Here is a 12,642-nt window from a genome sequence, read left to right as displayed (position 1 = left end):
GGTGTCACCGCTCCCGGCCGGTGACGGCGTCCGGCCCGTCCATCTCGGCGATCAGGCCGGCCGGCCGCAGGTCCGTCCAGTTCTGCTCGACGTAGCGCAGGCAGGCGTCGCGGGTGTCGCCGCCGTGCGCCACCGACCAGCCGGCCGGCACGGCGGCCGTGACCGGCCACAGCGAGTGCTGGCGCTCGGCGTTGACCAGGACGAAGTATCGGTTGTCGTCGGACTCGAACGGATTGGTCACGGCGCTACTCCTTGCAGCTCAGGTGTGTGGTCGGCGGCGGAGCCGGCCGGGTTCCAGACGTCGTGCGGGCTCAGCGCGGCGGGCGCGTACTGGCCGAGGGCGCTGATCAGCATCCGCATCTCCAGCGCCAGGCATCGCACCAGCCGGATCAGCCCGGCCCGCGGGTCCTCGTCGGCGGCGAGCATGGCCGCGCGGCCCAGCCCGACGGCGGTGGCGCCCAGCGCCAGGCACTTCACCGCGCGGGTGCCCTCCCACATGCGGCCGGACACCAGCAGACCGGGCCGTCCCCGGCCCAGCCGGCGCAGGCACTCGTGCAGCGGCAGGCCGACGTGTCCGAGGAAGGCCGAGGGCGCCCAGCCGGTGCCGCCCTCCGCGCCGTCCACCGTGACGGCGTCGGCGCCGGCGGTCCGCGCGACGGTGGCGGCCTCGGCGACGTCGCGACCGGGGTGCAGTTTCACCCAGATCCGGACCCGGGGGAAGTTGTTGCGCATGAAGCGGATCTGCTGGGCCAGGATCTCGGCGGTGAACGTGCCCGGCGTGCCGCACCGCAACACCGAGGCCGAGCCGGAGCCGGGGTCGAGCAACTCCTCCAGGTCGTAGCGGTCGGCCAGCCGCCGCGCGGACGTCCGGTCCACCAGGGTCATGCCGCCGAGACCGGGCTTGGCGCCCTGGCCGAGCTTGAGCTCGAACGCCAGCCGGCCCGAGGCGAGCAGCCGCTGCGTGGACGGGTCGCCGTAGACGAGCTGCCAGACCTCGGCGTCGGCGTCCTCGGTGCTCTGCTGAACGACGACCCCGCCGCTCGTGTCGTCGGCCTCGGCGGAGTAGGCGCGCAGCCGGGCCAGCAGGGACCGGCCGGCCGGTCCGCCGTCGCGGCCGAGGCCGTTGACGGGCACGACGTTCTCGCCGATCACCATCGGCAGTCCCAGGGCCGCCGCCTGCCTGCTGACCGCCACGCCCAGCTCGTCGCCGGCGGCCCGGGTCGAGCCGAACGCGGAGACGTAGACCGGCAGCGGCGAGCGCAGGGCGCCGATCACGGTCGACAGGTCGACGTCGCGGTAGGTGGGTTCGCGGCCGAGTTCGATGAGCTTCTCCAGCCGGTTGGGCATGAACACCGGCGGCACCAGCCGGGCGGCCTCCAGCGGGTCGCCGTCAGTGGCGTCCTGAGGGCCGGACCGGGCGCCGAACAGGGCGCTTCCGTAGCCGCGGGCGTCGGGGAACAGGGCCGCGACGCCGTGGCGGGCCCGCAGGCGTACCGGCTGCTCGGCGAACCCGTGCGCGACGAGCCCGGTCACGGCGTCGCCGTCCCGGGCAGCTTCGGGTAGGCGCTGGCCTGCCAGACCGCGTCGAGCCCGGCGACGTAGCGGGTCAGTCGTTCGACGCCGAGGCCGAAGCCGGCGCTGGCCGGTATGCCGGCGCGCAGCAGGTCGAGGTACCACTGGTATTTGGCGGGGTTCTCGCCGGACTCGCGGATGCGGGCGATGATCCGCCGGTAGCCGGACTCGCGTTCGCTGCCGCTGGCCAGCTCGCCGTAGCCCTCCGGGGCGATCAGGTCGAAGTTGCGCAGCAGGCCGGGCTCGGTCTCGCTCTCCCGGTCGTAGAACCCCCGGCTCCCCTTCGGGTAGTCGACGATGAAGAACGGCCGGGCCGCCTTGGCGGACAACTTGGCCTCGCCCGGCCAGTCGATCTCGGCGTCCGCCTGCTGGGCGTGGCCGATGGCGTGCAACGTGCGCACCGCCTCGGCGTGCGTCACCCGGTCGAAGTCGCCGTCGCCGTAACCGGCGAACGCGCCGGTGTCGCGGCCGAGGGCCTCCAGGGCGTCGGGCCGCAGGTTCGCGGTGCCGCTCACGACGTACCGGAGGAGGTTCTGCGCCAGCTCGATGGCCTCGTCGCGGGAGGCGCCGGCCATCTCGACATCGATCTGGTGGAACTCCACCAGGTGCCGATCGGTGGCCGCGGTCTCCAGCGGTTCCAGCCGTACGCACGGCGAGATGAAGAAGATCTTGTCGAACATCAGCAGCGACGCCTGTTTGTACAGGATGGCGCTGGTCATGAGCTTGTACCGGGAACCGTAGAGGTCGACGTCGGCCGGTTTCGCGCCGCGTCCGCCGGGGTCGGTCACCGGTCCCACGATCGGCGCCTGCAGCTCCATGAACCCGGCGGCGGTCAGGAACTCACGGGCGCAGGTCAGCACCTGGCGCTGGACGGTCAGGGCCGCCCGGGTGATGGGCGAGGTCAGGTGATCACGTAGCTCCGGTATCGCTACCCGCGTCATGGGGTTCACCTCGTTTGTCCGTCGAATGTTCGCTGTACGTACGACAGGGCGGCCAGCAGGTCGCCGGCGCCCATGCGGTGGCGCGTCGGTTCCACCAGATCGCCGAGGGGCAGCGAGCCGATCCGCGACCAGCGCAGTACGCCGTCGCCGTCCAGGAAGCTGCGGGTGCGGCCCTGGTTGTCCGGGTGCAGGCAGTACGGCACGTCCAGGTAGCCGTGCCGGAACGCGCGGATCAGGGCGGTGCCGACGTCGGGGGCGAGCTCCAGGACCGCCTCGACCAACGCGCGGGCCTGGGCCAGCACGCCGGTGTCGGCGACCGCGGGAAGGCTCGTGGCCCGCGCCCGCGCCGCCGCGCGCTCGGCGGTGCGCAGGGCCCGCACGTTCTCGGCGACCGTCGGGATCCGGTACGCCTCGGCGGTGGTCTTCACGATCAGCCGGGCGGCCCCGCTGTGGACGGTCAGCCGGGCCGCCTGCTTCAGCAGCCGCGAAGCGCCCTGCGCGGTACGCGGGTACAACCCCATGTAGGTGTAGATCACGATGTGCCAGTCCAGGCCGGCGAGCCGTTCGGCGGCCAGGGTGCGCAGCGCGGCGACCGCCTCGCGGTCCTGCGCCTCGTTGGTCTGCTGGGCGTAGCTGAGCGAGACGCTGCGCAGCCCGTGCTGGGTGAAGAACAACGCCTCCAGCAGGCTGAGAGCCACCAGCATGGCGGGCGGGGTCAGCTGACCGAGCATGCAGCCGCCGAACGTCTCCAGGTGCGGTTCGCGGTCCGGGCCGATGCCGGCGGCGAGCATGCCGGCACAGCGGGCCCAGTTCGACACCGACTCGGTCAGCGGCGCGCGGGAGTAGGGCAGGCAGTAGGAGATCGGGCCGCCCTCGGTGGCGTCCAGGCCGGCGTCCAGCGCCGTGGCGACGATCGGCCGGGGGTCGGCGGAGCCGTGCCGGACCTGGATCGGGAACGTCCGGTCGCGCACGCCGTCGAGCATCCGCCGGATCGCGTCGGCGCCGTGCGCGACGATCGGGAAGCCGTTGAGGTCCTCACCGGCGCTCAGCGCCCGGCGCGCCGACGCGTGGTCGCCGACCCTGGTGTAGCTGTCCACGGTGATCGTCCCCGCGGTGGTGCGGGCGGCGTCGCGGGTGGCCCGCAGCCCGGCGCGGGTACGGCTCAGCGAGGCGAAGCCCATCCGGGGCTGCACCACGACCCGTTGGTCGGCGGCCGCCGCGGCGACGAACGCGCCGAACGCGTACGGGGCGGCGGTCATCGCGCCGGGACCGACGCGGTGTACTCCAGCAGCTCGCTGACCTGTTCGCCGAAGACCCGGTCGAAGCCCGCCGCGAGCAGTTCCGGCGCGAGACGGGAGTTGGGCCGGTCGGCGATGCCGAGCTTGCCGCCGACCACCGCGGGCACCCCGGCGGTCTGCGGGCACTGCCGCAGCCGGCGCCCCGCCTGTGCGGCGTCGCGGCGGCCGTGCCCGTTGACACTGCTCATCACCAGCAGATCGGGGCGCAGGTCGCGGCAGCGGTCGACCAGCAGGTCGTCCGGTACGCAGGCGCCCAGGTTGACCACCGTGTGACCGGCCTCCTCCAGCAGCAGTTGCAGATAGACCAGGTTCCAGGTGTGCGCGTCGGAGGACGTGCCGGACAACAGGACGGTGAGGTGCCCGCGGCCGGACCGGACGGGGACCTCCGGTGCGGCGGCGGCGACTGCGGTGGCAAGCACGCGGCCATCCCTTCTGGTAGCGGGCGGGGCTCGTTCACGTCTGAGCCATCGTGGGACGCCGGCCTACCCGGGACCTGTCGCCGTCCTATCGGCGATCTCTCACCGGTCTGCCGACGGCCGCTGACAGGCCGGTGATAGCCGGCGCGTGTTCCATCCATCGACATGACCCTGCGAGAGTTGTCGGCAGTGCCGACCGATGAAGTGCCGGCCGATGAGACATTCCGCGGCCCGGCGCCGCGTCCCCTGACGATCTGCGTCTTCTGCGGTGCCCGGCCCGGCCTGCGCGCCGGCGACGCGGAGACCGCCCGGAGGCTGGGGCGGCTGATCGGCAGCCGCGGGCACCGGCTGCTCTACGGCGGCGGCGGTTCGGGACTGATGGGCGAGGTCGCCTGGTCCGCCCAGCACCACGGCGCGCCGATCACCGGCGTCATCCCCACGTTCCTGTTCGAACGCGAGCGCGGCATCGCGGCGCCGCCGCAGGACACCGTGCTGACCACGACGATGGGCGAGCGCAAGACCGCCCTCCTGACCCGGGCGGACGCCTTCGTCGCTCTGCCGGGCGGGTTCGGGACGCTCGACGAGGTGCTGGAGGTGATCAGCCTCAACCAGTTGAAGGTGCTGGCGAAGCCGATCGTGCTGGTCGACGCGGACGGCTTCTGGGAGCGGTTCGTCGCGCTGGTGCGGGACCTGGCGCACTGGGGGTTCATCAATCCCGGCTTCGGCCCGCACTGTTCGGTGACCGACAGCGCCGAGGACGCGCTGCGGTGCCTGGAGGCGTACGCGACCGAGGCGGCCGGACGGGTCGCCGTCGAGGCGGAAAGGCGTTGAGATGAGCTCTTCGGCAACCAAGTCGCGCACACGGGTCGTGACGGACGGCCCGCGCGTCGACGGCCCGCGCCTGTTGCGCGACCTCGCGGAGCTGGCCCGCTTCGGCGCCGACGACCGGGGCGGGGTGTCCCGTCCCGGCTTCGGCCGCGCCGACGCGGACGCGCGCCGGCACCTCATCGGCCGAGCCGAGGCGGCGGGGCTGGCGGCCGCCGTCGATCCGGCGGGAAACCTGGTGGTACGCCGCCGCCGGCGCACCGCGGGCCCGGCGTTGCTGATGGGCTCGCACCTCGACAGCGTGGTGCACGGCGGGCGGCTCGACGGCGCGTACGGGGTGGTCGCGGCGCTGGAGGCGCTGCGGGTCCTGGCCGGCCGGGACGAGCCGCTGAGCTGGGAGCCGGTCATGGTGGCCTTCACCAACGAGGAGGGCGCCCGCTTCCCGCAGGCGTTCTGGGGCTCGATGGCCCTGACCGGCGAGCTGCGCGACCCCCGGCGGGCGGTGGACCGCGACGACGTCCCGATCGCCGGGCCGCTGCGCGAGGCCGGCGGCGATCTGGACCGGATCGCCGACGCCGCCTGGCCCGACGGCTCGATCGGCGCCTTCCTGGAGCTGCACATCGAGCAGGGCCCGGTCCTGGAGCGCGCCGGCGTCCCGATCGGGGTGGTGACGAGCATCGTCGGGCGCACCCTGTTCGAGGCGCGGGTGCGCGGCCGGCAGGGCCACGCCGGGACGACGCCCATGGACATGCGCCGCGACGCCATGGCCACCGCCGCGCGGGTCGTGCTCGCCGTCGAGGAGCTCGCCCGCTCCGGCGCGTGCCGGGTCGCGACGGTGGGCGCGCTGAACCCCGAGCCGAACGTGCCGAACGTGATCGCCGGTCAGGTCCGGTTGACGGCCGAGCTCCGCGACACCGACCCGGCCCGCCTGGGCGCCGCCGAGGTCGCGCTGCGTGCCGCCGTGGACAGGATCGCCACCCTGACCGGCACGACGATCGAGCTGGCCCCGGTGATGCGCGCGACGCCGGTGGCCACCGACGCGGGCCTGCGGCGGGTGATCGCGCGGGCCGGCTCGGAGCTCGGCCTGCCGAACCGGACGGTGGCCAGCGGAGCCGGTCACGACGCGCAGATCATGGCCTCGGCGGCGCCGATCGGCATGATCTTCGTGCCCAGCGCCGGCGGGGTCAGTCATGCGCCCGAGGAGCACACCGGCGACCGGGAGCTGGTGGCGGGCGGTGACGTGCTGTTGCGGGCCGCGTGGGAGCTGTGCCGGCTGGGCGCGATCGCATGATTCGCAAGAACTCTTGCGTAAACGCGTCTTAGGCGGGTAGCGGCGAAAGAAGTCTTTCGTTGAGGAAGTCTTTCGCTGAGGAGCGCCCATGGAGCCGACCACGCCGGAACGGCGCGTACGCGTACAGGACCCCACCAAGCTGCGCGCACTCGCCCACCCCCTACGGCTGCGCCTGCTGCGCTACCTGCTGGCGGCCGGCCCGCGGACGGCCGCGCAGTGCGCCGAGGCGCTCGACGACACCGGCTCCAACTGCAGCTACCACCTGCACCAGCTCGCCCGCCACGGGCTGATCGAACGCGCGCCCGCACAGGGCGCCAACCGGCGCGACCGGCCGTGGCACGCCGCCGCCACCGGCCTGGAGTTCCTCTCCGAGCCCGGCGACGAGCAGGGGCGGCAGGTCACCGACGCGCTGACCTCGCTTGAACTGGACGAGGTGTTCCGCTCGCTCCAGCACTACCAGCAACAGCAGCACAAGCTGCCCGACCAGTGGCAGGAGAGTGCGACATTCCACAACTACACCCTCTCCCTGACCCCCGAGGAGCTGCGGCACCTCACGCTGACGCTGGACGCCGTCATCCGGCCGTACCTGCGCCCGGTGCGCGACGGGGCGCCGGGGGAGGCCCGGCCGGTCAGCCTGAGCCTGCAGGCTTACCCCACACCGGAATTCATCTGACATGTTGATGCTGCTGCGTCACCGAGGATTCGTCCTCGTCTGGATCGCCGGGCTCGCGTCGAGCGTGGCGAGCTGGCTGCTGATCACCGGGTTACCGATCTACGTCTTCGGCATCACGGGCTCGGCGTTCATCACCTCCGCCGTGTTCCTCGTCGAGCTGCTGTGCGGCATCACCCTGGGGACGTTCGCCGGGGCGCTCGCCGACCGCTTCGACCGGTTCCGGCTGATGAGCGTCGTCGCGCTGCTCCAGGCGGTGGTGGTGCTGCCGCTGGTGCGCGAGCCCGGCGACCACCTATGGATCATCTGCGTGGTCGCCGGCGCCCAGGCGGTGCTGACCCAGACGTTCGACTCGGCCCGCAACGCGGCCCTGCCGAACCTGGTCGAGGCCGCGCACCTGGTGCGCGCCAACAGCATGGTCGCGCTCAACACCAGCGCCGGACGCCTGATCGGCAGCTCGCTGGGCGGCTTCGCCATCACCAGGGAAGGCACCCGATACCTGGCGATCGGCGCCGCCGTGGCCTTCGTGGCGGCCGCCGCCCTGATCGTGGCCGCCCGCCGCACGGCACACCACGAAGCGCCGGAACCCGCCCCCGACGCCGAGCCCACCTCGTTCTTCGCGGACTGGCGAGCCGGCCTGGTGGCGATGTTGCGAAACCGCAGCGTCCGGGTGACGTTCCAGAGCGTGGCACTCGGTGGCGTCGCGCAGGGCCTGTTCGTGGTGCTCTTCGTCGTGTTCGTCAGCCGCGCGCTGCACGACGACGGCACGCTCACCGGCGTGCTGCGCGGTGTCCAGGCGATCGGCGGCGTGGCGGGCGGGCTCGTCGTCGGCCTGCTCGGCGCGCGCCTGAGCCCCCGGCTGCTGATGAGCCTGGGCGCCGCCTCGTTCGGCCTGCTCAGCCTGACCATCTGGAACGCCCCGGCGTTATCGCAACAGGTCGAGCTTTACATTGTGCTGTTCATTCTGGTCGGCGTGCCCGGAATCGCGTACAACAGCGGCGCGTTCGCGCAGATCCAGCAAAGTGTTCCGGCCGGCGATCTGGGCCGGGCTTTCGGCGCGTTCTACGTGGTCTACAACGCGTCGCAAGGACTGGGCATGGTGGCCGCCGGCCTGCTCGGCGACGTGCTCGACGTGGTGCTCGTCCTCAACGTGCAGGCCGTGTTGTACCTGGCCTCCGGCGCGGTGGCCTACTTCGCGCTGCGCCCGGCCGCCAGGTCGCCGTCCGAAATTCTGCGGAAGTGATGATTTGTGGACCGTAATTAATCAGTTGGCGAGATCGCCGATAATACGGATGTGTCGCGCGCCGTTCATTTTGTCATGCGCGAATTTCCCCTCCGTGTGATATCTCATCGATAGGGGATCGAGATATATCGACGGATGGGGCGGCGGCGTGCACTTCAGGATTTTCGGCCCAGTGCAGATCACCACCGACGGAACACCAGTTGAAATAACCGCCCCCCGGCACCGCGCCGTGCTCGCGATGCTGCTGCTCGACGTCAACCGCGTGGTGTCGGTCGACCGCCTCATCGAAGCGGTCTGGTCCGACGCCCCTCCCTCGACCGTCCGCAGCCAGATCTACACCTGCATATCCGGCCTGCGGCGGCTGCTGAGGCGGACGGCGCTGCCCGTGCGGATCCTCACCAAGGCGCCCGGCTACCAGCTCCTCGCGCCCGCCGACAGCGTCGACCTGCACGTCTTCGACCGGCTCGTGCGGGAAGCCGCCGCGGCCCGGGCACGCTCCGACCCCGAGGCCGCCGCCGACGTGCTGCGCCGCGCCCTGGCCCTGTGGCAGGGCGATCCCCTGGCCGGCGTCGAGGGCGAGCTGATCGAGGCCGCCGCGGCCCGGCTGGCCGAGCGCCGCCTGGACGTCCTGGAGCAGCGCTTCGAGCTCGAACTGGAACTCGGCAAACACCATCAGGTGCTGCACGAGCTGACCGCTGAGGCGGAGAGCCACCCGCTGCGCGAGCGGCTCTGGAGCCTGCTCATGATCGCGCTCTACCGTTCCGGCCGGCAGGCCGAGGCGCTGTCGCAGTTCCAGGTGGTCCGCGGCCGGCTGATCGACGAGCTCGGACTGGAACCCGGTCAGGAGCTGCGCACCGCGGAACGGATCATCCTCACCGACGGCGCCGCGGCGAGCATCCCGCCGCCGCCCGCGCCGCCGGTCTCCCCGCCCGCCCCGCCGGCCGCCTTCAGCACCGTGTCGGCGCCCTACGTCGCGCCCCGGACGCTGCCGACCGACAGCCCCCACTACGTCGGACGCCAGACGTACGTCAGCCGTCTGCACGCCAAGCTCGCCGCCGTCGTGCCGCACGGCGAACGGCCGCACACCCCGCCCGTCGCCGTGCTCACCGGGCCACCCGGCGTCGGCAAGACGGCGCTGGGCGTGCACATCGCCCACCAGCTCTACGACGCCTTCCCCGACGGCCAGCTCTACCTGTCGCTGAGCGAGAAGGGCATGCCGATCACCGCCGACCGCGCGCTGGAGCGCATGCTCGCCATGCTGGGCGTGCCCGGCTACCTGCTCCCCGAGTCGCTGGAGGAGCGCGCGGCCCTGTTCCGCAGCCGCATCGCCGACCGCCGCATCCTCATCATGCTCGACGACGCGGCCGACGACGCCCAGGTGGCCGCGCTGCTGCCCGGCTCCAGCTCCTGCGGCCTGATCATCACCAGCCGGTGGCGGCTGGCCGGCATCCCCGGCGCCGACGTCGTCGAAGTGGACCCACTGAGCCCCCAGGACGCCATCGACCTGCTGATGAACGTGGTGGGCCAGGCACGCGTCCTCGCCGAGCCGGCCGCCGCGCTGGAGCTGGTCACCCTGTGCGGGCGGCTGCCGCTGGCCCTGCGCATCGCGGCCGCCCGGCTGGCCGGACGGCCGCACTGGTCGGTGGCCCAGCTGGTCGACCTGCTCTCGGCCGGGGAGCGCTGGCTCGACGAGCTCAGCTACGGCACGCTCAGCGTGCGGGACAGCCTGGCCTCGACGTACGAACGGCTGCCCGCGCCCACCCGCCGCCTGTTCCGGCTGCTGAGCGTGCTCACCGTCCAGGACTTCCCGGTCTGGATCGCCGCACCGCTGCTCGGCGAGGCGCACCATGGCCACGATCTGGAGATCCTGGTCGACGCCCACCTGATCGACGTGGTCCGCGGGCATGGCGTCTTCGCCCGCTACGCCATGCCGGAGCTGGTGCTGCTCTACGCCCGCGAGCTGCTGGCCGCCGAACCGGAGGACGAGCAGCACGCCGCCCTCGACCGCGCCCTCGCCGCTTGGCTGACCCTGGCCGAGCAGGCGCATCGGCGCGAGCACGGCGGCGACCTCGCGCGCATTCACGGCCGGACCCCGCGCTGGACCCTGTCCGACGACCTGGTGGACCAGCTGCTGGCCGAACCGGTCGAGTGGTTCGACCAGGAACACGCCGCGATCGTCACCGCGGCCCGGCAGGCGGCCGCCCACGGATACGCGGAGACCGGCTGGGACCTGTCCCTGACCGTGGTGCCGTTCCTCGAAGCGCGGTGCGCCTGGGACGACTGGCGCTCCACCCACGAGGCGGCGCTGGTGGCCTGCCGCGCGCAGAACAACCGACGCGGCGAGGCGGCGATGCTGTACTCGCTGGGCGTCCTGGCCCTCGAACAACAACGCCTCGACGAGGCGAGCGCCCATCTCGGCCTCGCGATGCGGGTGTTCACCGAGGTCGGCGAGGCCCACGGCCGCGCCCTGGGCCTGCGCCACCTGGGCGCCCTGGACCACTTACGCGGACACACCGACCAGGCGATCAGCCGGTACGAGGAGTCGATCGACCTGCTCCGCGACCTCGGCGACCCGGTCACCGAGGCCGACGTCCTGTGCCGGCTGGCCGGGATCATGATCGACCGCGGCGACCGCAACCGCGCCGAGAAGCTGCTGGAGAACGCCCTGCGGCTGGTCTGGGAGGCCGGCTGCCGGCCCGTCGAGATCCACATCCGGCAGCGGCAGGGCGACCTGTACCTGAACGACGACGACCTGGAACGCGCGGAGATGCACTTCTCGCTGGCGCTGGAGGAGGCCAGGCTGGGCCGCAACCAGCTCGCCGAAGCCGCGGCCCTCCTCGGCATCGGAATCGTCCAGCACCGGGAGGGCCTGCTCGACCAGGCCGTCGGCACGGTCGAGCAGGCTCACGGCCTCGGCCGGCGATGCGGAGAGCGGACCCTGTCCGGGCGGTGCCGTGTCGTCCTGGCGGAGCTGTTCTGTGACACCGACCGCATCGACGAGGCGCACAACTCGGTGCAGCAGGCGCTGTCGCTGCTGTCCCAGACCGGGGACGCGGTGTGGCAGAAGCGCGCCCTCACCGTGCTGGCCCGCGTCCGCACCCACCTCTCGCCTCCCTCCGCCGAAGGCGCTTGACGGCCGCACGCTCGTAACGCCGTCACATCACCGCGGCGATCCGGAGGGGGACGCCGGAACAGATCGAGGCCGGCGGTTCGATCTCCGCGGTCAGGGTGGCCGTTTCCCGGTCCGCCGGCAGTTCGGCGTACCGGGGCTGCTTCATGACGTTGCGCGCCCGCAGCCGGGTGTAGCCGGCCGCGTCGGCGGTCAGACGTTCGACATAGGCCGACGTAACGAAAGAACGTTGCCCGTTCCACCTGGGCCCGCTCGGTGATGCCGGTGACCGTCACACGAGGTGTCGGGCGGTGAAGGCGCTGGAGGTTCGTCCCAGCGTTCCCGCACCACCCTCATCTCCTGCGGGCTGGACCTACCCCTGGCTTTGGCGGTAGCCCCAAGCGTTCCGAGAGACGTCGGCTCATCATTTGTGGCCATTGGCTGATGACCAGCCAGGTCCGGGTGTTGATCAGCGGTCAACCCCCGGCTCGGCCCGCTGCGTGGTCATCGGTGTGGACGGCGGATGGTCAACGTGGGCTGGTCAGTGGTCAGCAAGGAGGGCTGGTTGGTCATTACGAGGGGCCGTAGCAATGCGGGTGGCACGGTACCCATTCACCTTCGCCGCCACGGGATGGCGGCGAACCCCTCGATACGGAGCGACCATGAAGAATTTGCGCCGGCTGCGTCCAGCCCCCGCAGCGGCCGCGGCTGCCGTGGCGGTCGTCGCCACGCTCGCCCTGGGCGGTACGGCCGTGGCCAGCCTCACGGGCAATGGCGATGAGACGCTGTTCGGCTTCCTGATGGACGATGATCAGAGCCTGCTGGACGGCGTCGAGATGGAGGACGAGGAGGAGCTCACCGATGACTGGATCGCCGGGAAGGAGACCTCCGGACTCGCCGCGGGAACGATCGACTACGCCCGCGAACAACTGGGCAAGCCGTACGGGTGGGGCGAGGAGGGACCCATGTCCTTCGACTGCAGCGGGCTGATGCAGAAGGCCTTCGCCGCGGCCGGGGTCGACATTCCCCGCGTCACCTACGAGCAGTGGCGGGCCGGGGAACGCGTCGCGGCCGGAGAGGAACGGCCGGGCGATCTCGTGTTCATGCGGATGCAAAAGCGCGGTCCCGGCCATGTCGGGCTGGTCACCGGGCCGGGTCAGATGATTCACGCGCCGGCCAAGGGCGATGTCGTCCGCGAGGCGTCCTATGGCGGCCGTACCGACGTGGTGGGGTTCGTGCGGGTCACCCAGATGGACGGCAAGGTGTCTGAGTGAGGG

The 12,642-nt window shown here is 72.3% G+C and carries 12 protein-coding genes; 6 read left to right on the top strand and 6 right to left on the bottom strand.

Annotated elements, in window-relative coordinates; genetic code table 11:
- Positions 1 to 4: 4 nt before the first annotated feature.
- From C4V41_RS24850 to C4V41_RS24830, 5 genes are read right to left on the bottom strand one after another with little or no spacing between them, the layout of a single operon-like run.
- Positions 5 to 241 carry an MbtH family protein gene (locus C4V41_RS24850; protein ID WP_103958309.1) on the bottom strand — a complete coding sequence of 79 codons (237 nt, stop codon included), beginning with the start codon at positions 239 to 241 and terminating at the stop codon, positions 5 to 7.
- Positions 238 to 1,533, bottom strand: a complete 1,296-nt coding sequence (locus tag C4V41_RS24845; RefSeq protein WP_103958308.1) for a glutamate synthase-related protein — start codon at positions 1,531 to 1,533, stop codon at positions 238 to 240. The genes C4V41_RS24850 and C4V41_RS24845 overlap by 4 nt, the downstream gene beginning before the upstream one ends.
- Entirely contained in the window at positions 1,530 to 2,513 is a 984-nt protein-coding gene (locus C4V41_RS24840) for an asparagine synthetase A (RefSeq protein ID WP_103958307.1), read from the bottom strand. Before C4V41_RS24840 ends, C4V41_RS24845 begins: the two co-directional genes overlap by 4 nt.
- 5 nt (positions 2,514 to 2,518) lie before the next feature.
- Positions 2,519 to 3,772 (bottom strand): methylaspartate mutase, encoded by a 1,254-nt coding sequence (locus tag C4V41_RS24835; protein ID WP_103958306.1) that lies wholly within the window; start codon positions 3,770 to 3,772, stop codon positions 2,519 to 2,521.
- The gene (locus C4V41_RS24830) at positions 3,769 to 4,230 is read right to left on the bottom strand and encodes a cobalamin B12-binding domain-containing protein (RefSeq protein WP_103958305.1); all 462 of its coding nucleotides are present in this window, start codon (positions 4,228 to 4,230) and stop codon (positions 3,769 to 3,771) included. Before C4V41_RS24830 ends, C4V41_RS24835 begins: the two co-directional genes overlap by 4 nt.
- Positions 4,231 to 4,416: 186 nt before the next feature.
- On the opposite strand from C4V41_RS24830, the gene C4V41_RS24825 reads away from it, so the two are divergent.
- From C4V41_RS24825 to C4V41_RS24805, 5 genes are all read left to right on the top strand, one after another.
- A complete protein-coding gene (locus C4V41_RS24825; protein ID WP_160150381.1) occupies positions 4,417 to 5,058 on the top strand; it encodes an LOG family protein in 642 nt (213 codons plus the stop codon).
- A gap of 1 nt (position 5,059) precedes the next feature.
- A complete protein-coding gene (locus C4V41_RS24820) occupies positions 5,060 to 6,343 on the top strand; it encodes a Zn-dependent hydrolase (protein WP_103958303.1) in 1,284 nt (427 codons plus the stop codon).
- Positions 6,344 to 6,431: 88 nt separating this feature from the next.
- Entirely contained in the window at positions 6,432 to 7,016 is a 585-nt protein-coding gene (locus C4V41_RS24815) for a winged helix-turn-helix domain-containing protein (protein WP_103958302.1), read from the top strand.
- Between the two features lies 1 nt (position 7,017).
- A complete protein-coding gene (locus tag C4V41_RS24810) occupies positions 7,018 to 8,256 on the top strand; it encodes an MFS transporter (protein ID WP_103958301.1) in 1,239 nt (412 codons plus the stop codon).
- 172 nt (positions 8,257 to 8,428) lie between these two features.
- Positions 8,429 to 11,389 carry an AfsR/SARP family transcriptional regulator gene (locus C4V41_RS24805; protein ID WP_146103771.1) on the top strand — a complete coding sequence of 987 codons (2,961 nt, stop codon included), beginning with the start codon at positions 8,429 to 8,431 and terminating at the stop codon, positions 11,387 to 11,389.
- A gap of 22 nt (positions 11,390 to 11,411) precedes the next feature.
- Here the strand turns inward: C4V41_RS24805 and C4V41_RS65380 are convergent, their stop codons facing one another.
- On the bottom strand, positions 11,412 to 11,534 hold the full coding sequence (locus C4V41_RS65380) for a hypothetical protein (protein WP_268808645.1): 123 nt from the start codon (positions 11,532 to 11,534) through the stop codon (positions 11,412 to 11,414).
- 493 nt (positions 11,535 to 12,027) lie between these two features.
- Here C4V41_RS65380 and C4V41_RS24800 point away from each other — a divergent pair, with 493 nt between their 5' ends.
- Positions 12,028 to 12,639 (top strand): C40 family peptidase, encoded by a 612-nt coding sequence (locus tag C4V41_RS24800; protein WP_235030359.1) that lies wholly within the window; start codon positions 12,028 to 12,030, stop codon positions 12,637 to 12,639.
- Positions 12,640 to 12,642: the final 3 nt, after the last annotated feature.

It is taken from the genome of Nonomuraea solani, assembly GCF_900108335.1.
In the GTDB taxonomy this organism is placed as follows: domain Bacteria; phylum Actinomycetota; class Actinomycetes; order Streptosporangiales; family Streptosporangiaceae; genus Nonomuraea; species Nonomuraea solani.
This window is presented reverse-complemented; position numbering and strand designations above follow the sequence as displayed.